15 protein-coding genes are annotated in these 22495 nt (G+C 53.8%); 4 read left to right on the plus strand and 11 right to left on the minus strand.

All coding sequences use genetic code 11. The annotated features are described in order from the left end of the window. Window positions 1–66: 66 nt before the first annotated feature. A complete protein-coding gene (locus tag F0P93_RS27065) occupies window positions 67–2781 on the minus strand; it encodes an ABC transporter permease (protein ID WP_225309664.1) in 2715 nt (904 codons plus the stop codon). Between the two features lie 124 nt (window positions 2782–2905). Next, a complete protein-coding gene (locus F0P93_RS27070) occupies window positions 2906–3241 on the minus strand; it encodes a PadR family transcriptional regulator (protein ID WP_138994623.1) in 336 nt (111 codons plus the stop codon). A gap of 310 nt (window positions 3242–3551) precedes the next feature. Here F0P93_RS27070 and F0P93_RS27075 point away from each other — a divergent pair, with 310 nt between their 5' ends. Beyond that, window positions 3552–4982, plus strand: a complete 1431-nt coding sequence (locus tag F0P93_RS27075; protein ID WP_150880900.1) for a glycoside hydrolase family 125 protein — start codon at window positions 3552–3554, stop codon at window positions 4980–4982. A gap of 125 nt (window positions 4983–5107) precedes the next feature. On the opposite strand, the gene F0P93_RS27080 is transcribed toward F0P93_RS27075, so the two are convergent. From F0P93_RS27080 to F0P93_RS27120, 9 genes are all read right to left on the minus strand, one after another. Then, entirely contained in the window at window positions 5108–7504 is a 2397-nt protein-coding gene (locus F0P93_RS27080) for a TonB-dependent receptor (protein WP_225309665.1), read from the minus strand. Between the two features lie 94 nt (window positions 7505–7598). Further along, window positions 7599–8948 carry an HTTM domain-containing protein gene (locus F0P93_RS27085; protein ID WP_150880902.1) on the minus strand — a complete coding sequence of 450 codons (1350 nt, stop codon included), beginning with the start codon at window positions 8946–8948 and terminating at the stop codon, window positions 7599–7601. After that, window positions 8948–10108 (minus strand): imelysin family protein, encoded by a 1161-nt coding sequence (locus tag F0P93_RS27090; RefSeq protein WP_150880903.1) that lies wholly within the window; start codon window positions 10106–10108, stop codon window positions 8948–8950. The genes F0P93_RS27085 and F0P93_RS27090 overlap by 1 nt, the downstream gene beginning before the upstream one ends. A gap of 106 nt (window positions 10109–10214) precedes the next feature. Next, window positions 10215–11396 carry a DUF4856 domain-containing protein gene (locus tag F0P93_RS27095; RefSeq protein WP_150880904.1) on the minus strand — a complete coding sequence of 394 codons (1182 nt, stop codon included), beginning with the start codon at window positions 11394–11396 and terminating at the stop codon, window positions 10215–10217. A gap of 185 nt (window positions 11397–11581) precedes the next feature. After that, window positions 11582–12946 carry an outer membrane beta-barrel protein gene (locus F0P93_RS27100; RefSeq protein WP_150880905.1) on the minus strand — a complete coding sequence of 455 codons (1365 nt, stop codon included), beginning with the start codon at window positions 12944–12946 and terminating at the stop codon, window positions 11582–11584. Then, window positions 12927–13502 (minus strand): RNA polymerase sigma factor, encoded by a 576-nt coding sequence (locus F0P93_RS27105; RefSeq protein WP_150880906.1) that lies wholly within the window; start codon window positions 13500–13502, stop codon window positions 12927–12929. The genes F0P93_RS27100 and F0P93_RS27105 overlap by 20 nt, the downstream gene beginning before the upstream one ends. A gap of 70 nt (window positions 13503–13572) precedes the next feature. After that, window positions 13573–14103: a hypothetical protein gene (locus tag F0P93_RS27110; RefSeq protein WP_150880907.1), complete on the minus strand. Its 531-nt coding sequence runs from the start codon at window positions 14101–14103 to the stop codon at window positions 13573–13575. 88 nt (window positions 14104–14191) lie between these two features. Beyond that, a complete protein-coding gene (locus F0P93_RS27115; RefSeq protein WP_150880908.1) occupies window positions 14192–14863 on the minus strand; it encodes a hypothetical protein in 672 nt (223 codons plus the stop codon). Window positions 14864–15008: 145 nt separating this feature from the next. Continuing rightward, entirely contained in the window at window positions 15009–16073 is a 1065-nt protein-coding gene (locus tag F0P93_RS27120) for a sensor histidine kinase (protein WP_191908930.1), read from the minus strand. A gap of 217 nt (window positions 16074–16290) precedes the next feature. Between F0P93_RS27120 and F0P93_RS27125 the strand changes: the two genes are divergently transcribed. The 3 genes from F0P93_RS27125 to F0P93_RS27135 all read left to right on the plus strand — a co-directional run bounded on the left by F0P93_RS27125 (window position 16291) and on the right by F0P93_RS27135 (window position 22459). After that, complete coding sequence (locus F0P93_RS27125; protein WP_150880910.1) at window positions 16291–17427, plus strand: redoxin family protein; 1137 nt, start codon at window positions 16291–16293, stop codon at window positions 17425–17427. Between the two features lie 230 nt (window positions 17428–17657). Beyond that, window positions 17658–21764, plus strand: a complete 4107-nt coding sequence (locus F0P93_RS27130) for a two-component regulator propeller domain-containing protein (RefSeq protein WP_150880911.1) — start codon at window positions 17658–17660, stop codon at window positions 21762–21764. A 149-nt stretch (window positions 21765–21913) separates the two neighbouring features. Then, on the plus strand, window positions 21914–22459 hold the full coding sequence (locus F0P93_RS27135; protein WP_150880912.1) for a cupin domain-containing protein: 546 nt from the start codon (window positions 21914–21916) through the stop codon (window positions 22457–22459). Window positions 22460–22495 lie beyond the last annotated feature (36 nt).

Consider the following 22495-nt stretch of genomic DNA (forward strand, 5'->3'; position numbering starts at 1 on the left):
CGTGCTTCCCTGGTCATACTTTTACATTTATTATTTAGCATTTTGCATTTATTATTCCCCTCATTTTCACTCACTCCGCAGACTTTTCACCGGATTCATCAAGGCGGCTTTGATGCTTTGAAAACTCACCGTCAGCAGCGTAACGGCCAGCGCGCCAAAACCCGATGCGGCAAAAATCCACCACGCGATATCAATCTTGTAGGCAAAACTTTGTAGCCACTGATTCATGGCATACCAGGCGATGGGCGAGGCAATCAGAATGGCAATCCAGACCAGCCGAAGAAAATCCCGGGAAAAGAGCATGATGATCTGGCTTACCGAAGCACCCAGCACTTTCCGAATCCCGATTTCTTTGGTGCGCTGCTCGGTGGAAAACATGACCAGACCCAACAAACCGAGACAGGAAATCAGAATCGCCAGAACCGCAAACACATTGGAAAGCTTCGCCATCACCTCTTCGCTGCGGTACAGTTTTTCGTATTCCTGATCGATGAATTGATACGCAAAGGGGTAGTTTGGATTCAGTTCTTTATATACTTTTCCCAAACTGGCCAGTGCTTCTTTGGTCTTGCCGGCTTCGGTGCGCACGAGGATCACCCCGAAATACTCGTATTCCTTCACATCCATCACCAGCGGTTTGATGGGCTCGTGCAGCGAGTGCGTGTGATAGTCCTTGAGGATACCAATGATATGCCCCTTTTTTTGCCAGGCGGAGATCCATTTCCCGATGGGCTTTTTCAGCCCCATCTGCTTCACCGCTTCTTCATTCACCAGGAAGGCATCGGTCGAATCGGTCGCGTTGGCTCGGGAGAAATCGCGACCTTGGGCCACTTTCAGGTTCATGAGCTTCACAAAATCGAAGCCGACCGAGGTGGGTTTGAAGCCCACGGAAACATTCTTTTCCTTGCCTTCCCAATTGATCGCATCCTGGCTGGTGTTGGCCGCTCCGTCGTTGGCATCCACCACAAATCCCATGACGTGCGGAGCTTCGCTGCTGCGGTCGACCAGTGCAATACCCGGCATTCTGGAGACCTGTTCTTTAAATAACAGATAGTTGCGCTGCGTCATCAGTTCACCTTCAATCCGGACGTACAGCAGGTTTTCGCGATCATAACCCAGATGCGTGTCCTGTACGTAGCGGGTCTGCCGGGATACGACGATGGTGGCCACCAGGAGAATAATAGCCAGTCCGAACTGAAAAACCGTCAATCCCTGCCGAAACCAGATGGCGCTTTGCGTAAACCGCAAAACCCCTTTCAGAATGCGAACCGGTTGCAGCGAAGACAGAAAGAGTGCCGGGTAACTCCCCGCGATCGTGCCGGTGAAGACCGTCAGGCCAAGCAGCGAAACCCAGAAGGAAGGTTGGGTGAGGGGCGAGGCAATCTGTTTGCCTGTGAACGCATTAAAGAGGGGCATGAAAAGCGTTACCAGCAACAACGTAACCAGCATGGCCAGAAACGCGAGCAGCAACGCTTCGCCAAAAAATTGCCCGATCAGGTGGCCGCGTGTTGAGCCCAGCACTTTCCGAACGCCCACCTCTTTGGCCCGTTTGACGGAACGGGCTGTGGCCAGATTCATGAAATTGATACAGGCAATGAGTAAGATAAACAGGGCGACACCACTAAAAATCCGGACGTATTCGATGCGTCCGCCATCGGGTTTACCATTCACAAAATTGCCGTGCAGATACTGTTCGCCAAACGGCTGAAGCCCGATCTGGGTTGTAACGCCGGTATTCCTGGCCAGCCGGGGTTGCAAAAACCGGTTGATTTTCGTCTCGACGGTTTTGGGGTCTGCCGTTTCCGCCAGTTGCACATACGTCCGGAAGTCGTTGGAAGCCCATTCCAGTTTACTTTTTTGGGCTTCCCAGGTAAGCAGAAAATCGAATTTCAGCGAGCTTTGTACCGGCAAATTTTCAAAAACTGCCGTTACCCTGAAATCCAGTTTGTTCTCATACCGGAGACTTTTACCCAGCGCATTCTGGGGACTGCCAAAAAACAGCTCGGCCATTTTTCGGGAAATAGCCATACCGCCGATGTCGTTCAGGGCCGTTTCCGCATGACCCGCAATCAATGGATAGCTGAACATTTTAAAGAAATCCCGGCTCGCGCGGGAACCCTCCAGTTTGAATTTCTTTTCCCCCGTCTGAAACGTTTCGGGATGCCCCCACGGCAGTTCATACCCCGTAGCATAAAAGACGGTGTTTTGCACTTCGGGAACCGCGGATTTCACATCCTCCAGTAAAAAAACCGCGCGCTGGTTCACCACCCGCATGGGCGTTCCGTATTTTCCATCCACCTTCCCAGGGCTTGAAAAGGTCTGATAGGCCGTATACAGGTTTTTGCCGTTCGCATGAAAAGTATCGACGCTCTCTTCATCCTGCACCCAAAGAAAAATAAACAGGCAGCAGATCATGCCCAGCGCCAGGCCAATCACGTTAATGGCGGAAAAAACCGGATTCTTGACCAGATTGCGAAAGGCGATTTTTACATAATTGCGTAGCATACCGGGCGTTAGAAAAAAAGGGGTTGGGTAGTCAGAAGATTGTCGTTTGATCATCGAAAGCCGCACATAGGCCAGAAGATCCCGCCAATACCGTCGCCGGGCCTTGGCTTCACCCAGCCGCTGCACCCGCAACTGATACCGCTCGTGCAGATCGCCCAGTACCTCCTCGCGCAGGTGCGGAGCAATCAGCCAGGTGAGCAGGCGGTCCGGCCAGCGGGGCGCGTGGTCCGGCATTCCGGTCCGACGATTCGGTTTTGGGGTTTGGGAGGACTTCATTTTTCCAATTTCAAATAATAAATGATGAATATTAAATGTAAAAGTTACTCTACCGGGTCCGGTTTTTAGAAGCCTTTTACATTCATCATTTTACATTTGATATTTATAATTTTTGATCATTATCCTAGCTCCACTCCAGCAGCGTTGGCGGTACAATGCGATCCCAGAGCCGGTTTCGGACCGAGCGAACTTCCGTCAGTACCCGGCCGCCCAGCGCCGAAACGGTGAACAGCCGCTTCCGGCGTCCCCCGCGCTCCGCCGTTGCTTCGCCCAGCACCGAGGTCACATAGCCCTTTTGCTCCAGGCGTTGCAGAGCCGCGTGAACCGCTCCGGTACTGACGGTCTGGCCGGTTTCCCGTTCCAGCTCTTCCGCAATCATCACGGAATACGCTTTTGGCACCAGCACGGCCACGGCCAGTAAAACCACTTCTTCAAATTCGCCTAGATCACTGCGTCGCATGAGCCAAAACCAGTTGGGTTAAGAGTCTGATTGATTTCTTCTATTTCCGTATATCAAATCTTTTGCCAAACCGGAAAAGGGGCGTTTCCGGCAAATAGACATATGTTTTTAAAACCGGAAACTAATTGTTCTGTCCGTTTTTGGACAATGTCTGTACGCATCTGGACAGTTTGGTGGCGGCTGGAAAAAGGCCCGTTCGAAAGCCATTTATTTCCTACTTTTGGTAATAGGAACGCGGATTTGACAGATTAAACGGATTGAATCTGTTTTGATCCGTTCAATCAGCGTTCCCATCACCAGCCAACCGAGTATGAATCGTCGTCATTTTATTCAACAATCCGCCGGAGCCAGTGCCGGTATCCTGCTGGGTGTTCAGCCGGTTTTTGCAACCCGCGAACCCGCTTTCCCGGTGGTTCGGGTGGCCGCCGACAAACGCAACTTCACCAGTGCCGCCGTCGAACGGGCGATTGAACGCGTGAAGAAAACCGTCAAAGATCCCGAACTGGCCTGGCTTTTTGAAAATTGCTTTCCCAACACGCTCGACACCACCGTCCAGTTCAGTGAGGCTGGCGGCAAACCCGATACATTTGTTATTACGGGCGACATCGACGCCATGTGGCTGCGCGACAGCACTGCCCAGGTATGGCCGTATTTGCCGTTGACTAAAGACGATGAACCCCTGCGGAAGCTGGTTGCGGGCGTGATCCGGCGGCAAACGCAGTGCATCAAACTCGACCCGTACGCCAACGCGTTCTATTCCGACCCGAAAAAGGAAGGTGAATGGAAGAAGGACATTACGGCCATGAAACCGGGTTTGCACGAGCGGAAGTGGGAACTCGACTCCCTTTGCTACGCCATCCGGCTGGCGTATCACTACTGGCAAACCACCGGCGACACCAGCCCTTTTGATGCCGACTGGGCCGACGCCATGCGGCTGGTCGTGAAAACCTGCCGCGAACAGCAGCGCAAAACCGGACCAGGTCCCTACAAATTTGGCCGCGAAACGTCGTGGTCGACGGATACCGTTCCGGGCAATGGCTACGGCAATCCAACGCGCCCGGTCGGGTTGATTCACAGCATTTTCCGCCCCTCCGACGACGCCACGGTTTTCCCGTTTCTGGTGCCGTCCAACTGGTTTGCGGTGGTATCGCTCCGGCAGGTGGCCACCATGACTGATAAAATTAAACCCGATGCGGCTTTTGCGAACGAATGCCGGGCGCTGGCCGACGAAGTGGAGAAAGCGTTGAAGCAATACGCCGTTTATACGCATCCGAAATTCGGCAAACTGTACGCGCTGGAAGTCGATGGATTTGGCAATCATCTGCTGCAGGACGACGCCAATGTGCCCAATCTGATTTCATTACCGTATTTGGGAGCGGTTTCGGCCAGCGATCCCATCTATAAAAACACCCGCCGGTTTTCGCTCAGCGCCGACAATCCGTATTATTTCCGGGGAAAAGCCGCCGAAGGCATCGGCAGTCCGCACACGCTGGTGAACAACATCTGGCCCATGAGCCTGACCATGCGCGCACTCACCTCCACCGACGATCAGGAGATTCTGGCGCAACTCCGCCAGTTGAAAAAGACCCACGCCAACACCGGTTTCATGCACGAATCCTTCGACAAAGACGATCCGGCGAAGTTCACCCGCAAATGGTTTGCCTGGTCCAATACGTTGTTCGGGGAGTTGATTCTGAAAGTGGTGAACGAACGACCACAACTGTTGAGCAAAGTATTATAGCCCTGACAGCGGTCGAAGACCCTGTCAGCGGCTAAAGACCCTGTCAGCGGCTAAAGACCCTGTCAGCAGCTAAAGACCCTGTCACCTAACCGCTGACAGGGTCTTCGACCGCTGTCAGGGTTTCATCACCATTTTACGCCAACCGTCAGGAAGAACGCCCGCCCGTCGGACGGCAAAATTCCCGGACCGGGGTAGCCCGTTGCCCGGCGGGTGTAATAAAATTCATTCGTCAGGTTGTTGACGCTGCCTTCCAGTTTGAGCCACCGGTAAGTCCACGACAGCGAAAAATCCATGATGTGATAGGCCGGTATGCGTCCGACAACCCCCGAAAAACCGCCATCGATGGCGTTCGTCGCGTCGGAAAACTGGTCGGTCAGGTACGTAAACTGGAACGATGCTTTCAGGTTGCGGTAGCTCCACCGCATGCCCGATTTGAGGTTGACGGCGGGAACAAACTCGACTTCATTGCCTTCTACCCCCGGAATCTGGCTGTTGACATACCGCGAACGAATCAGGGCCAGATTGCCGAAAACCGACCAGCCCCAGCGATCGGACTGGTTTTCTAACAGCCGCAACAGTTCCACTTCGCCATACGACTCCAGCCCCACGATCAACGCCCGGCCGATGTTGGTCCGTTTGCGCAGAACACGGTCGTTTTCGTCGTAAAACTGCACTTCGCCAATGCGGTTTCCGTAGTTGAGCGCAAACAGACTCAGGTCATAATTCAGCACTTCGTTTTTCTCACCCCGCACGCCCACATCCGCCGAAAAACCGCGTTCATCCTGCAAATTGGGGTCGATCACCGCCGACGGGTTCGCGATTCGCATGTCACTGAACGTAATCGATCGGTAATTCTGGGAGATGTTCCCGTAGGCTTCAAGCTGAGCCGACGGCTTGTAACTCAGGCCAATACCGGCAATCAGAAAACCGCGCGGATTGACCCGTTTCTCCTGCGTTTTAGTAATATCGATGATGTTGCCCGCCAGATCGCGGACGACGTTGCCGTAGAAACCGTCGGCTGTGGTGCGGATGTGTTCGTAGCGCAGACCGGGCGTTATGGATACTTTCGAGTTCAGGAAAAGCACATTTTCGGCAAAAAACGAAACGTTTCGGTTCGGGAAACGGTAGTCGGACGACGTGAGTTGATCGGGTTCGACGAACGTAAAATCTGCGTTTTTGCCCGTTGGGCCAACGCCTTGTCGGCTGTGGTTGAAACCGTGGTAATACCGGGTTCCGACCAGAATAACGCCGTCTTTTTGGCCCAGTTTATACCGGTTCAGAAACCGCCCTTCAAAACCCCAGTTTCGGAAATCACCGGCAATCAGATCCCGCTCCACGCTTTCATTGTCGACCGTTGCCACGCGGTTGGGCCGAAAACCCAGCGAATACCGGGACGCCACCACGCCAAACGCCAGCAGGTTGATGTCCGACCGGCGGTTTACTTTCCAGTCGTAATGCACATTGAACAGGTTCCAGTCCACTTTAAACCAGTTTCGTTCCCGGTTCGATTGCCGGGGATCGTCCCGGAACATGGCGTCGCTCAACCCGCCCGGTTGCTGGGCCAGGTAGTCCATGTGCGTCACTTCCAGGCCGATTTTGGCGTCGTCGGTCAACTGGTAGTGCAGATCGGCATAGAGGGTTTTGCTGTCGAAATGCGAATTGGGCCGCCAGCCGTCCGCCCGTTTATACTGAAAAAAGGCGTAATAACTCAGCTTTTTAGCCGTGCCGCTCACGCTGTTGAACGAGTTGAAAAAACCGAACGACCCCACGGTTTGCCGTGACGTCACTTCAATGGTTCGGTCGGTAACGGGCTGGCGCATTTCGAAATTGAGCAACCCGCCAAACTGCGTTCCGTATTGCAGCGAAGCGGCTCCGCGCACAATCTTGATGCGTTTCAGTGCCTCCGTCGGCGGGGTGTAATAACTTTCGGGATAGCCCAGGGCGTCGGCGCTGATGTCGTAGCCGTTTTGCCGGACGTTGAAGTTCGACGTCCGGTTGGGGTCGAGGCCCCGGCCGCCGATGCTCAGTTGCAAACCGCCCCCGTCGTTTTCCCAGATGTTCAGACCGGCCACCCGCGCATACACCTGCCGGGCGTTGTTGGTGGCCAGGTTGGCGACCAGGTTGTCGGGCAAAATCACTTCCGATTTTTTGGCGGCAAAAATGGCCGTGCCTTCCACTTCGCGCAGCCGGGTCATGCCGAAACTGCCCTGCTGGGCCGTAACGGTCACTTCCCGGAGCGTTTTTTCAGAACTTTCCAGCGAAATGTCAAGCGTCGTATCCGAGCGAACCGTCAGTTCGGTTTTAAACGGTTTGTGATTCAGGGAGAAAAACTGGAGTTGGTAGGTGCCGCTTTTTAAATTGGGAATGGTGAACTGCCCCAAACTGTCGGTCATAAAAATAGTCCGGGAGCCTTTCAGGTAGACGCTGGCCCCATCGACCAGCGCATTGCTCGTTTTTTCATGAACCAGCCCCCGCAGCGTGTGTTGGGCCAGACCGGCATTTGCAATTAGAAAGAATAGCAAAAATACCCCTAAAGGGGACTTTCTGAATCTGGATGTTGCCGCGTCCAAGTCCCCTTTAGGACCGGGGTCGCGTACGACTTTAGGGGCAATCGATCTATAAACCTTTAATTTCATCGCCAAAGGGTAAAATCCACTTTTTGGGCCGGAACGAGTCGGTTTCCTGCGCCAGGTTGACCGTCGGGTCAATGTACGGTTTGCCCAGTCGACCATTCAGACTGACGTAGGTATCGGCAAAAACTTTCGGGTTTTGAAAACCCTTCCGGGCGTACTGATCCCGCAGATACTGCGCAAACTGAACCAGCATATCCGGCTGCGTCGCCATCATTTTCTCCTGCAAAGGCGTCAGGTATTCGTGGTTGTTGACGACGGCCTGCCGCCCCGATTCGTCCACGACTTTGAATTGAACATGCCCCATTTTTTCCATCAGCATCACCCGCCACGAAAACCGGTAGCCCTCTTCCGACCAGAATAACTCGTTGGGATAGAGCGTATACCGAAAGGGAAAAAGGAGTTGGATGATGAAAAACAGAGCCAGCACGGATAACAGTCTCTTGGACTGTAGCCCGTTATAAATCAATATCTTATGACGCTCTAAAAGGTTATCTGGCAGGCGCAGCAGACGGCATAAAACCGCAATGATGCGTTGGTGAAAACCGGCGGAGAAAAAGATCAGAGCCGCCACGATCATGATGTACGGAAACATGCCGATGGGAAACAGAATGACGGTCAGCACGTGAAAAACCACCACGGCGACGTAGGCAAACGGGCGCGTGATGCGGTTGAGCAGCAAAAACGGAATGCTCAGGTCGTAGAGCGCGCCAAGCCAACTGAACGCATACGCCGTTTCTCGGTAGTTGAACAGAAAACCGATGATGGGTAAATCGTTGCGACCGGGCAACCAGATCCGGAGCGGAAGCGCTTCCAGCAGCCAGTCGGAGTTCAGTTTGGCCAGCCCAGCGTAGAGGTAAACGATCCCCATCAGCAGCCGCAAACTGTCGATCGTCCAGCGGGGAATCTGGTCATAAAACCGACGGGGATCTCGGTAAGTATCCACCGAAAAATAGACGTTAGCGGGCAGGAAGATCAGCAGAAACGCTACCAGGCTCACAAAATAATAGTGATTCAGGTAGGTGCTTTTGTCCATTAGTTCGATGTACGTAAAGCTCAGAAAAAGCAGCACGGAAGCCACCCGGTAGAACCAGCCAAGGGCCACCAGCAGCGCGCTGAGACCGCAGACGGCAAACAGCAGATAGGTGTATTCGCCGAGCGGTTCGATGAACTCAAAACCGTAATACGGAAAGAAAAAAGCCGGTTTGATGTAAAGCTCTTCGATCCAGCCTTTTGCCCAGAAACGAACGACACTGCCCAGGAGCATTACACCAAAGGCGATTCGGAAAACGGCCAAAGGAGCCGCTGAGGTGTATGTCCGAAAATACCGGCCCATCAGTCGCCGTCCGTATCCACGTAGGTGATGGTGATGCTCATGGCCGACGTCATGTCCACTTTCAGCATTCGTACGGCTTTCTGCATTTCGGTGTAAACCGCCACCACCGCAGCATTATTCGTCTTAATTTCGTCGTGCAGATTCGGTTTCAGCGCATTCAGTTTCGCGTTGGTCGATTCAAACTGCGCGTTGATCACCTCCACCAGCGACTTCCCGGTCTGGCTGTCTTTGGCGCCCAGAGCGTTGAGGTAGCTTTTAAAACCGGGTCCCTCCTGCCCCGTTTTCACGTCTTTCCCGTTGAAAAAATCAATGGCGGCCTGGTGGGCGGTTTTGGCCAGAACCAACGACAGGTCTTTTTTGTAAAACGCTTCCACTTTTTCGGGAGCCGGAGTGCCGCTGGCCATCACGCCCGTCGGAATTCCGAATTTCCCCGAACGGATATACCGCTCATAATGAAGTACATACCCATTGACCAGTTTCGAGGTTGAGCACCCCGCGTCGATGCCGGTACAGTTCACAAACTTGTCCCGGTAGCCACCGGTTGTCCACTCGGTCAGAACGGCGGTAAAAACTGTGTTCATCTGGGTGGTGATTCGCTTCAGGTAGGCAATCCGTTTGGCCGCATCCGCAGCCGTCGTATACCGCAGCAGGATGGCATTGTCGGTGGCCGCCAGGCCATTGATCAGGTAATCCAAAGCCGGAAAACCCTGTTTGGGGTACGCGGCTGGCAAGTCCATCACCGCCGAACCCGAGACGATATTCTCCTCAATCCCGGTCACGTTAGCGGGATAGATGTTAAAAAAATACCGGAGTGTCTGCGATTCTGCCGGGCCGACATCGAACAGCTCCACTTTTTGCCATTCGGTATAAGCATCGACCCAGGCCTGCCGGAATTCCGTCAGCGTGGTTGGGTCGGGTTTGGCCGCAAAGGCTTCCGACTTCGCCCGCATCAGGTCAAATTTGGTTTTAAAATTGGCGTAGCCCGGCAGAATGATGTTGTCCGCCAGGTGCGTCAGCATCGCCTTGCGGTCGGTGCCAACAGGGTTTGTAGGATTCGGATCGGGGTCCGGATCGGGCGTATCCTTGCTGGTCGAACAAGCCCAGACCAACCCCAAAAAAGCAAACAAAAAACCGACGGTTTTCCAACTGAAATGTGCCATACTTAAAAATGGTTTACGGTTTTCGGTATACTGTTTACAGTGGCTGACGTGTATGAAGCGCGCGTCAGCCACCGTAACCTGAAAACCGAAAACCATAAACCCTACATTAATTCGTGATCTTGAACTTCGTCCGGATGGCCGCAGCGGCTGCATCGATTTTGGTGTTGGTCAGCCCCCAGAAACCGTTCGGTGCCAGGATCAGTCCCGCCAGAATGGTGTCCGAGAAAGCCGCATCAGCCCCGTTTACTTTGCAAAACCGCAGCGAGTAAATGAATCCCAGTCCTTCGCCGATGGCGTGGGCACGGGCTGCGTCGTTGGTTGCGTTCGTTTTCCATTTCCCCAGATAGCCTAAAGCCGCAGCAGCCAGGGCTTTTTCCAGGGCCGGGCGTAGAATAGCCACCTGCGCTTTCAGGGTCGTCGGGTCGTTGTTGACAATAGCCGCCCGGCCTTTCAGCAAGGACGTGTGGATTTTGGGGAAGTCTTCTTTATTGTATTCCCAGAGGTACGAACCGATGAAACTTTCGCCGGACGACGTAGCCGTTGCTTTGCTGCCATAAACCGGATTGGCCGTCAGCAAGCCGAAAATTTGATCCCAGTTGTGCTCCAGTTCGGTGTATTTTTTACCGGTTACCACTTTGGAATTGTCCAGTGCCAGGTTCTTGTCGCTCAGCAACACGTTGCTGATGTAATCGACCTGCATGCCGCCAATCATCGATTTCTGGATGATCTGGCCCCACTCAATGCCTCTGGCGTCCACCAGATAGGAACTGGTTCCCGTTACGAGCTTGCCCGCTTTGCCTTCCGACGCGATGGCCGTTACGGATTTGCTGGCGGTGGCAATCGGTCCAAAAGCGGCTTCCAGTGTTTTGCGTTCTTTTTCGGCATCAGCCGCTGGCAATGACGAGGCAAAAATCGACCGCAGGTTAACGCCGGACGTATTCAAAGCCGCATCGGTAAAGGGGTTGCCGGTGTTGGAAAACATATTTTTCAATACGGTCGAATCCAGCGTGGCGCCGGTTCCTACCGCCGTGCCGTTGTAGGTATTGATGGCGCGAAACATCAGGAGTTGGGTGCTACCCGGTGTCAGATCGACGGTTTTGGCACCGCTGACATCCGCAAAGAAGTTGGCGTAGGCCGTAGTGTCCGTTAATTTGGAATAGTCGATAGCCGAACGCAGGTTCTCAGGCGGTGTGATGCCATTGTCATCGTCGTCTTTGCTACAGGCGATCAGACTGGCGGTTACCAACACAATGGGAATGTATCGGGCAAGTACATTTAATTTGAACATGATGGATTCGATAAAAGGTTATTCTGCCGTAAATGTAAATACTATTTAGACTGGTTATAAGATTATTAGTAAGAATGTTTTTAAATAAGATTTTAACCTGCTGAAAGTAAGAGCCTTATACTAGACGAAAAAAATCTGGTTCCGGCCAGAAATGGTACCAGAACCAGATTCGCTGTCAATTGCAATCACCGGACAGACTGAAAACCCAGCCGCAGGCTGACGCCCCCCGAACCAAGCAGAAGGTTTTCCCGCGTAAACGGCCCGATCGGATATTTCAGATACGGTTCAGCGGATAAGCGAAATTGGGTGCCGATCCGGCGTTCCACGCCGATGGACAGATTGAGGATTCGACCCCAGTAAATTTTCTGGAAAGCCGGTGCGGCCTGGTTTATCGTTTCCTGCGCCGTCACGAACTGTGTGGTCGTTTGTTCCTGCCCGTTGGTTCCCATCACCACCACCGTCACCTCTTTTTGCTGCTGGTAGGTGTAAGCGTACTGTTCGTTCAGAAAGGCGACGGACGACAGGCCCGCTTCGGCGTAGAAGCCCAAATTAGCCGATTTTTTGGGTCGAAACCGTATGTTCAGCGGCAGATCGACCGCCGTGAGCCGAATGCTGGTCGAAATCAACTGGGGAATCGTCGAAACAACGAACACTTCCGGCCCGGCGGTTCCGAATTTTTGCTGCGCCATCGACAACCCGGTCGACAGGCTAAACCGGCGGCTGATCGGAATTTCGGAAAAAAGTCCGCCCCCCACGGCTGGCGATGCCGAACTTCCCGCGGCATATACCGACTGCGGGGCCAGACTAACGCCCCAAATGGGCTTTTGCCCCATTTTAGACCGGTCTATTTTTGCCACCACCGGTTGGTCAGTCCATAGACTCAAGGGAAGTCCCAAAGGCCGGAGCGGGCGCTGGGTGATCGGTATGGATCGTGGCGTGATGAAGTCATACGAGCCGGTTTGGCTGATTGATTCGTCGGGGCGAATGCGAACGGCAATTGGTTCTGGCCTTGCGTCTAAAGTCGTGCGCGGCACCGGCCTTGCCCCTAAAGTCGTGCGCGACCCCGGCCCTAAAGGGGACTTTCTGAATCCAGATTTTGCCGCGTCCAAGTCCCCTTTAGGACCGGGGTCAAGAACAACTTTAGGGGCAAAACCGGGGTCGCGCACGACTCCAGGAGTGGAAAGCGAAAGCAGCGGTTTTCCATCAGGCTCAACGGGTTCCTTTTTATAGATTAACCCCGCTCCTTCTACCCGGTGCTTCTCCACCAACGACGGAACGGTTTTCTTTCCCGAAAAACCGGTTTTGGGTTGATTTTTTGCCAGGGATTCCGAATCCTGCCGACCGACATACAGCCAAACCGGCACGCCCAGAACGCCGAGCAACAGACAGGCCGCCAGCGCATACCGGAACCAGACCAGCGGTTGCCGCTGCTGCCGTTTGCGCCGGAGCCGCTGAAATTCCTCCCACGAACCGGGCTCGTAAGCCGGTTCATACCGTCCCATCGTCTTTCGGATCTGATCGGTCAGCCGTTTATGGATAGAATCTTTCATTGTGATTCGGGAAATAATTTTTCACCAACCGGGCAAGTTTTTCTTTCGCCCGAACCAGGTAAACCCGCGACGAGCTGACCGACAGATTGAGTTGCCGGGCGATTTCGTCGTGCGAATAGCCTTCGATTTCGTATAAGTTAAACACCATGCGGTAGTGGTCGGGAAGGTGTTGGAGCAGGTTCAGAATGTCCTCCGCCGTGAGTTGGCTAATGACCGAATCTTCGAGGGCAACGGCCTGGCTGTCGGCCTGTTCCGGATCGAGGGCTTGGGCGTGCCTGGTCAGTTTCCGGTAATGATCGAGGGCGGTATTGACCACAATCCGGCGCAGCCAGCCTTTGAACGTTTCGTCAAACGCATACCGGTCGATCCGGTCGAAGACTTTCATAAAACTATCGTTGACCACGCTGCCCGCTTCCTGCCGGGCCGGGTGGTATCGCAACGCAATGGCCATTGTAAACCCGTAAAAATGTTTGTAAAACATTTCCTGGTGCTGCGGGCTGCCGTTCCGGCATCCTTCGATGAGTTGTCGTTCAAAAGGAGTACAATCTGGTGCCATATCACCGGCTGCGGGCGATAACAAAGAACGGTGAGCCCGACGGCCCACCGTTCCGGATATGAGTGGTATTTTACCGGTTGGAATTGGAAACGGTGCCGTCCGGGTTCAGCGTGGTGTCCTGCACCTTCGACCCGTTATAGACGACAAAGGTTGTATTGGAATGATCGCCTTCACCAATCACTTTGGTAACGTCAATTTTGAGCGTGTGTACGAGATCGGTCGGGCAGCCGGAAACGTCGCCGGTTTCATGAATCAGCGCCAGGTGGATCGTCGGCGGATAAATCATGATTTCGACCCCGTTCCAGACGGCCTTGAAGGATTCGGGCGAACAACCGCCTTTCACTTTCACCGTCAGGATGTTGCCGTCACGGGTGACGTTCTCGATGGTAAACTGGGTTCCTTCGGCTTTGGTACGGGCGTTCATGGCCCGGTCGAATTCTTCGGCACTTTTTTGCAAACTCGTCAGGTCTTTGTCCGACGGGGCGGGTTCGTTGGCCGAATCCTGGTTACAGGCCCCGAGCGTCAACAGGACGGCCAGACTCAACAGAGCGGACATTTTTCGAACCATCAGGAAGCTGGATAAAATGGAATGGATTTTCATGGAAATAAGTCTGTTTAGTGTTTACTAAACCCATGACGTAACGCGCGGAACGAACGCTACAACCCCTCGCATTTTTTTTGGGAAACCGTCAGTTCAACGCCGTTCCGATCACGCACGTCCGGTTATACGCTTCCACGATCTCGCCAAACCGGTTCCAGTCCCGGCGCGTGGCGGCCGGAAACTGCCGCACAAAGGCCGGGCAGTCGCCAAACAAAGCCTCGTGTTCCTCGTCGATGGTTCCTTTTTTCACGATGCGCGCGTTGGTCTGGTCTTTCACCACCACAAAGCTGAGGTCTTTCGGATTGGTGCCGATCGTGAAATTGCCGAAGGTATACTCCGCGCTTTTCTTCCAGCCGCTGGCGTCGAAGTACAGCGTAATTTTGCCCGGATGGCTCAGCCGTTCGAGCAGAGCGGTTTTTCCGTCTTTGCGCGGATTGGGCACCCGCTCAAAAACCACCTGCTCCCGTACGCGGGGAATGGCCCCGGTAGCATAGGCAAATTTTGGAATGTCCTGGGCCACCAGACGGAGTTTCTCGCCTTTGAAGGTTATTTTTTTGTCGTCGGCCGTGCGCACTACGACGCTGGCCGGGGCGTCATTCACCATCGCGCCCACCCGGACTTTCCCGCGAATGGTATCGTTGTCGGTCGTTACGACATAGCCGTCGGTCCACGACGTGATGGCGCCCAGCGGAACATATTGGGCCATTCCAACGGTGCTGCTCAACAGAGCCGCGAAGAAACTGATTTTTAACGTGTTCATGGTTGTTGTTTACTTGGTTTAAAAATGGTTTACGGTTTTCAGTTTACGGTTTACGGTGCGGTTCCTCGCCGGGACTAACGCGCTGCAAAACCCGCCAGGAAGTATGCGTCAGCTACCGTAAACTGAAAACCGTAAACCGAATTTACTACCTCCGCAACAGCGGAACCCGCACCCGAAACTCCTCGCCGTCGTCTTTGATTTCCAGCGCGGGCAGGCCCAATCGGCGGAAGCGGTCGGTGAGCGTCCCCAGTCCGATGGGAATGGCCGTTACGCGGAGCGGTTTGCGCTGAATCGGATTGGTGACCAGCAACTCACCGTCTCCCAGGGTCTCAATCGTCAGCCGCAACGGTTTTTCGGGCAAAATGACGTTGTACCGAATGGCATTTTCGACCAGCGTCTGGAGCGTCAACGGGGGCAGCATATCGTCCAGAAACCGGTCTTCCACCTGAATGTCGTACGAAATGGCCGGGCCAAACCGCGTTTGAATCAGAAACAGATACGACCGGATAAACGCCACCTCGCTGCGGAGCGAAGTCAATTCCCGCTCGCCTTCCTGCAACAAATACCGGTAGACGCTCGCCAGTTCGTCCAGAAACGCCCCGGCCTGTTTTTTGTCCTCGGTAATGAGTGACGACAACGAATTGAGCGAATTGAACAGAAAATGCGGGTTGACCTGGTTTTTCAGCGTGTCGTACTGGCTCTGCAAGGTCGCCTTTTTGAGCGCTTCGGCTTCCGTGATCGCTTCCCGGTTTTTCTGGAGGTAGTACATACTCTCGTAAATCACCCCCACCAGCAGGGCAAACAAAAGCGCCATGCCGATGTGAATCAGGTAAACGCGCGGAAATTCGGCCGGCGTAACCATCCCCGTAAAATCAACATGGCTCACCACCCAGGTTTCGATGGGTTGTACAGGAATGATCAGCAGCGAATACCCCAGAAACGTCGTCAGGATGCGTTGCCGGAACTGCGTCCGGTCGGCATAGCGCACCCGCACCTTCATCACCCACCACCGCAGCAATTGCCAGGCACAGGCGGTTGAAACCAGTCCCCAGAGAAAAGCCTGCGCAAAGAGACGCCAATCGTAGCCGTATTCATTCATGTAAAAAAACACGAACGGCAAAACCGCCACCGGTGTGCCGATGATTTGCAGCCATTTGTCGTTGATGGGCTCGACCCGGTTGCCGGGTTGGGTCAGGGTCACTTTGTTCACGGAATCGGGTTGTTCTCGTTTCGTATGGGCCGGATGCGAGGGCGTTGAACCGTTTGCTAAAAGTAGTTTACCGGCCATTTGTTTCAAAAGATAGTCGGTTGAATCCGCATTTTTAGCCCACAAACCGTCAGATTCCGGTATGGATTTTTCCCGTATGGTTTTATTTCATTATTTTCAGGTTAAAGTAGAGTATTCCTACACAACACGAACTATTCCGATGAGTATCAATCTCTTCATCAAAAGGCTGTACCGACTGTCCGGACTGGTCGTTCTGATCGGCACGCTGGCTTTTATGCCGAAAGCGGATCACAAAACTCTGGAAATTGGCGCTTCGGCTCCGGATTTCTCGCTCCCCGGCGTCGACGGAAAGCAGTATAGCCTGAAAAGCTTTGCCGGTTCACCCGCGCTGGTCATCGTGTTCAGTTGTAACCACTGCCCCACCGCGCAGGCCTACGAAGACCGCCTGATTCAGTTGGTGACCGATTACAAACCGAAAAAGGTGAACTTTGTCGTCATTTCGCCCAACAGCCCGGCCACCGTGAGCCTGGCCGAACTGGGCTACACCGATCTGAGCGACAGTTTCGCCGAGATGAAGGTGCGCGCCAAAGCGAAGGGCTATAATTTTCCGTATCTCTACGACGGCGACACGCAAACCACGTCGGAGAAATACGGCCCGGTGGCGACGCCCCACGTTTTCATTTTCGACAAAGACCGCAAGCTGCAATACGCCGGGCGGTTCGATGCGAAGGAAAAACCGGGCTCGGCCAACGCCGAAGATGCCCGGACGGCGCTGGATGCGGTATTGGCCGGTCAGAAGGTGCCGATGGCCACCACCAAAACCTTCGGCTGTTCGGTGAAATGGATCGAAAAGAGTGATTACATCAGGAAACAGCAGGCTGAATGGGCGAAACGACCGGTTTCCCTGGCCGATGTGGACGTGGCTGGTCTGAAAAAACTGATCAAAAACGATTCCGACAAACTGCGGCTGATCAACGTCTGGGCGACCTGGTGCGGGCCGTGTGTGCAGGAATTTCCGGAGTTCATCACCATCGACCGGATGTACCGCGAGCGGGATTTCGAGTTCGTGACGGTTTCGGCCGACAAGCCCGACAAAAAAGCCAAAGCCCTCGAATTTTTGAAGAAGAAGGAAGCCTCCAACCAGAATTACCTGTTCAGTTCGGACGACAAATACGCGCTGATCGAAGCCATCGATCCCAACTGGCAGGGCGCTTTGCCCTACACGATTCTGGTGGAGCCGGGCGGCAAAATCGTCTACAGCAAACAAGGGCCGATCGATCCGCTGGAAATGAAACGGAAGATTGTGGAAAACCGGCTGATCGGGCGGTATTATTGAGAAGCAGTTTTTTAAAATAAATAATAAATGTAAAATGATGAATGCTAAATGTAAAAGTGGGCTGACGCGCCTGAAACACTTTTACATTTAGCATTCATCATTTTACATTTATTATTCCCCAAAAAGTCTCTTCATTTAATTAAAAAGTACATTTAACGATCAGGACACCGCTCCGATTGATTTTCATTTATAAATTTGTTTTCTCTTTCCGGGCTTTGACAAAACCCACCTTGAAAACCGCGAGCCTTCTGACAGGCCTGATTCTTAGTTTTTTTACGCTGGCAAACGCCCAGCAGTTCGCGGCCTCGGTGAAACACTACGGGCCGGAAAATGGCCTGTCGCACCGCGAAGTGAATGCCATTTCTCAGGACAAACAGGGGTTCATGTGGTTCGGAACCAAGTTCGGTCTCAATCGCTTCGATGGCAAAACCTTCACCACATTCACCAAGGGCCACAACGGATTTTATTTTGATGATATTCAGTCGATTGCCCGGGACGCCGACGGAAATTTGTGGCTGATGGGCCTCAAAAGCCAAACCAATATTGCGGTATTTAATCCGCTGACAAACCAGTCGATTGCGTTAAAGAAAAGGTTTGAAAAGCAACAACTTCCGACTTCATTTACGGATCTTCAGGGCTTGGTGAGCAGTGATAACGGAACCATTTATCTAACAAACTACCAACCCGCTGCGCTCCTCTCCTATCATCCGACCTCGGGCCTGCGGGTGGTTTCGCTTCCGCAATTTAAGTCGCTGGGCACGTTTCGGGCCACCGCCCACAACACCGTCTGGGCGATTGCGGATGAAAACCGGCTCGTTGAACTCACCGCCGATGGGCGTATTTTACGTCAGTTTTCGCACGGAAAAGACGTCGTCAGTTGGTGCTTGGGAAAGCGAAACGCCGGGATTGAATTCTTCTACACGGTGTATAATCCGGCCCAAAAACAGCGTCACCAGTTTTTTAGCGTCGATGAATCGGGGCATCGGCGGGAGTGGTCATCGGTTTTGCTCGAATCGATGAAAAGGTATATTGGACCTGTTTGCTATCCATTCGATCGAACCGGTTTGATCTGGGATGGCATCAGTTTACGGGACTCAACCAACCAAACGTTACTCACCATTGCCGGCCAGACTTCCGGCGAAACCATCGAAAACCGGAGTTTTTACCGCGACCGAAGCGGGCAATTCTGGTTGGGAACCAGTTTCGGCGTTTACCAGGTCAAATTAACTCACAATCACTTTCACCGGTTCTTTTACCAGGAAAGTAATAAAGCAGAACAAGCAGCGACCCGGGGCATCACCGTGCTGGGCGATCAGGTCTTCGCCAATCTGGAAAAACGGGGTCTCTTTGCGGTTCCGGGAGCGGGTGGCTTACCCAAAAAGTTGTACGGGAACACGGTTTTTGCGTACGGCTTAGCCTCGGATGGGCAGGGAGAGATTTACGCCGGAAACGGGAATCAACTGGTTCAGTATAATTCCCAATCGCGCCGTTCTTCCACTATCCCGTTGTCCGATGCGTCCTCCATCTGGGCTCTCCATCCCCTTACCCCGGCGTCCTGGTTGGTCGGAACGCCAACCGGCCTCCGGTTTGTGGATACTCAAACCGGGCAGTCAAAACCATTTACGGCTTATCATCAGTTTAAAGAACTGGCTCAGGCTCATGTGCTCCACATCGCGCCCGACCGGCAGGGCACCATCTGGCTTGGTTCCAACACGGGTTTGTATGTCGTTGACCCCGCCAGGGGCATCACCGCCCGCTACTGGAGTGGCGGCAAAGGCGGTTTTTACCTGCCCGCCGACAATTTTCAGCATGTCTACCAGGATGCGAAAGGCATTTACTGGCTCGCGACGGCCAATGCCGGCCTGATCCGCTGGGATCGCCCCAAAAACCGCTTTCGTCGGTTCCGACGTTCGGAAGGCTTATCGAACGATAATATTTACGCGATTTACCCCGACCGGCGGGGCAATCTGTGGATGAGCAGCGACTACGGAATTATGCGGTTCGATCCGGTTCGGCTGACCACCCGGACGTATTTTGTGCAGGATGGCATTACGCACAACGAATTCAACCGGATTTCGCATTTTCAGGATAAAACCGGGCGAATTTATTTCGGCGGCCTCAACGGTATTACTGCCTTCGATCCACGGGATTTGGAAGCCGAAAAACCGCCCGTTACGCTCCCGATGCGAATCGTTGGGTTTCGGCAGTTTGACCAAAACATCAACCAGATCGTTGACAAAACCGCCGATTTGAACCAAACTCACCAAATCACCATCCGACCCGGTGACCAGACTGCCGTACTCGATTTTGCGCTGCTGAATTACGCCGATGCCGAAAAAAACGTCTACGCCTATCATTTTAAGGGTCTGGACAATGCCTGGACGCACCAGGCGGAGTCGTCGCTGCGGCTCGGAAACTTACCCTACGGCACGTATCAATTGCTGATCAAAGGGCAGGCTTCCAACGGACAGTGGTCGGCTAATACACTGACGATTCCGATTGAGGTTCTCCGGCCTTTTTACCTACAAATCTGGTTTATGATCCTGACGGTTTTGCTGCTGATTGGCGGGATCTGGGGCTGGCTGCGGTGGCGCATCTGGAACCACCAGCAGGAACAGAAACGACTGCAAACCGAAATCCGACAGGCCACCGCCCAAATTCAGGACGACAAAGAAATCATTGCCCAACAGGCGCAGGTGCTGCAACGGCTGAACGAAACCAAATCCCGGTTTTTTGCCAATATTTCCCACGAATTCCGCACACCCCTGACGGTTATTCTGGGCATGTCGTCGGAACTGAAACGGGATGAGCCATCCAACCGGATTCGACAGGCATCCGACCTGATCGAACGCAACGGGAGCAACCTGCTGCGGTTGATCAACCAGATTCTGGATCTGTCGAAACTCGAAGCGGGCGAAATGCAACTCCAGCCCGTTCGGTCGGATCTGGTTCGTTTCAGCCGGTACCTTGCCGAATCGTTTCAGTCGATGGCGGACCGCAAAGCCATTCAACTCCATTTCCGGTCCGATGTAGAAACCTGCGAAACGGATTTCGATCAGGATAAACTACAGGACATTCTTTCGAATCTGTTAACGAATGCCCTGAAATTTGCCCCCGTGGGGGGCGACGTGTATTTCCATCTGGTCATTCACGACAACTGGAATCCGCCGGGCGAGGGTTTTTACGAGGACATTTCTCCCACCAAACACCGCAGTGAACCCTGGTTTTCGATCCGGGTGCGCGACACCGGGCCGGGCATCGAACCCGAGAGTTTGCGCCACATTTTCGACCGGTTTTTTCAGGTTTCCATCCGCCCGGTTTCCGAAACCGGTGGAACCGGCATCGGGCTGTCGCTGGTGCGCGAACTGGTGCTCCTGATGAACGGCGGACTGGCGGTGCGGAGTTTACCCGGCGAGGGCGCCGAGTTTGTGGTCAGTTTGCCCCGTACCCAAAAGGCTCCGCCAACCGACGTTACGCCAACCGACGTTGCGACCACCGGCCTTGTTCTGATCAGCCCGCAAAACCGGGTCGAAACCGAACCGGAGGCTCCGGTTGCCGGTGACAAACCGGTGCTGCTGCTGGTGGAAGATAATGACGATGTCGCCACGTACATCCAATCCTGCCTTGGGAACGAGTACCGGATTCTTCGGGGCGAAAACGGCCAAACCGGTATTGATCTGGCGTTTTCAACCATACCGGACCTGCTTTTGAGCGACGTCATGATGCCGCAGAAGGACGGTTTTCAAGTGTGTGATGAATTGAAAAACGATCCGCGCACCAGCCACATTCCCATCGTGTTACTGACCGCCAAAGCCGCTGCCAGCGACCGCATCAGCGGGCTCCGGCGGGGCGCGGATGCTTACCTGACCAAACCCTTTCAGCGGGAAGAATTGCGGGTGGTGCTGGAAAACCAGCTTCAGTCCCGGCGAATCCTGCAGGCGCATTACAGCCAACTGGCGCTAAAAACCGGCGCACCCGATCCGACAGTTGCCGAAGGAACCGATCCACTGGAAAACCTTTTCCTGCTGAAGCTGCGGACGGCGCTGGAAGAGCAGCTGGACAATCCCGATTTTTCGATTGAGGCCATTTGCCAACGGATGCGCATGAGTCGCTCCACGCTTCACCTCAAGCTGGTTGCCCTCACCGGCATGTCCACGACCCGGTATATTCGGGCGCTTCGGCTGGGCAAAGCCAAAGAACTGCTGGCCGCTTCGGATCTGAATATTTCAGAAGTGGCCTACGCCGTCGGTTTTGAAGACCCCAAGTATTTCAGCCGGGTATTTTCCGACGAATTCGGCATTTCGCCCGCCAGTTTTCGGCTTTCTGGCCCCAATTAAACAATAGTCCACCATTTCGGACAATAGTCCACCTCCCTACACACCCCGCTTCCGTATCCTTGTGTCGCTAACCAGGGCCTGAAAACCGGTCACTGGAAACTGCATTTTCCACCGGCAGGTGGCTCCTGCCCTTATTTAAAACAGCGACCATGAAAGAGTTAGACAAAACGGATTCGGATCGAATTCTGGATTTTCCAGCCGCCGGCATGTGGTGGCAAATTACCAAAGACACGCAAGAGACCAACGGGGCTTTTTTTGAAGTCATTAATGTGCTGGTGCCCGGTTTTGAGGGGCCTCCGCAGCACATTCACCCCCAGGCCGAGGAAAGCTATCAGGTGTTGGAAGGCACGCTGGATGTGTGGATCGACGGACAATGGCGGCTGGTCAAACCGGGCGAAACCGCAACCGTTCCGGCGGGTGTGCCGCATACGCTCAAAAATTCACATCCCGAACCGGTTCGGCTCCTCAACATCCACAAGCCTGCCCTCGGTTTTGAGCGGTTTTTCCGGCGGATGCACACCCTGATTACCAGTGGAAAAATGACGCTGCCGCCAAAGAACTTCGGTTCCCTGATCCGGATTTCGATGCTTTTCGTGGACCACGAAAAAGAAATCAAGTCGGCCAACCCGCCCCACGGGCTCATGCGGTTTCTGGCTTTCGTTGGCAGTTCGCTCGGGTACAAGCTGCCGGACTGACAACCCGTAAAAACCGACCACCACGCATCGAACCGA

The sequence above is a fragment of the Larkinella humicola genome, from assembly GCF_008727875.1.
Taxonomy (GTDB): Bacteria; Bacteroidota; Bacteroidia; order Cytophagales; family Spirosomataceae; genus Larkinella; species Larkinella humicola.

Bases quoted from the DNA above. Each gene is read 5' to 3' on its own strand.
- F0P93_RS27065 (WP_225309664.1), bottom strand. From the start codon at position 2,781: ATGAAGTCCTCCCAAACCCCAAAACCGAATCGTCGGACCGGAATGCCG.
- F0P93_RS27070 (WP_138994623.1), bottom strand. From the start codon at position 3,241: ATGCGACGCAGTGATCTAGGCGAATTTGAAGAAGTGGTTTTACTGGCC.
- F0P93_RS27075 (WP_150880900.1), top strand. From the start codon at position 3,552: ATGAATCGTCGTCATTTTATTCAACAATCCGCCGGAGCCAGTGCCGGT.
- F0P93_RS27085 (WP_150880902.1), bottom strand. From the start codon at position 8,948: ATGGGCCGGTATTTTCGGACATACACCTCAGCGGCTCCTTTGGCCGTT.
- F0P93_RS27090 (WP_150880903.1), bottom strand. From the start codon at position 10,108: ATGGCACATTTCAGTTGGAAAACCGTCGGTTTTTTGTTTGCTTTTTTG.
- F0P93_RS27095 (WP_150880904.1), bottom strand. From the start codon at position 11,396: ATGTTCAAATTAAATGTACTTGCCCGATACATTCCCATTGTGTTGGTA.
- F0P93_RS27100 (WP_150880905.1), bottom strand. From the start codon at position 12,946: ATGAAAGATTCTATCCATAAACGGCTGACCGATCAGATCCGAAAGACG.
- F0P93_RS27105 (WP_150880906.1), bottom strand. From the start codon at position 13,502: ATGGCACCAGATTGTACTCCTTTTGAACGACAACTCATCGAAGGATGC.
- F0P93_RS27110 (WP_150880907.1), bottom strand. From the start codon at position 14,103: ATGAAAATCCATTCCATTTTATCCAGCTTCCTGATGGTTCGAAAAATG.
- F0P93_RS27115 (WP_150880908.1), bottom strand. From the start codon at position 14,863: ATGAACACGTTAAAAATCAGTTTCTTCGCGGCTCTGTTGAGCAGCACC.
- F0P93_RS27125 (WP_150880910.1), top strand. From the start codon at position 16,291: ATGAGTATCAATCTCTTCATCAAAAGGCTGTACCGACTGTCCGGACTG.
- F0P93_RS27135 (WP_150880912.1), top strand. From the start codon at position 21,914: ATGAAAGAGTTAGACAAAACGGATTCGGATCGAATTCTGGATTTTCCA.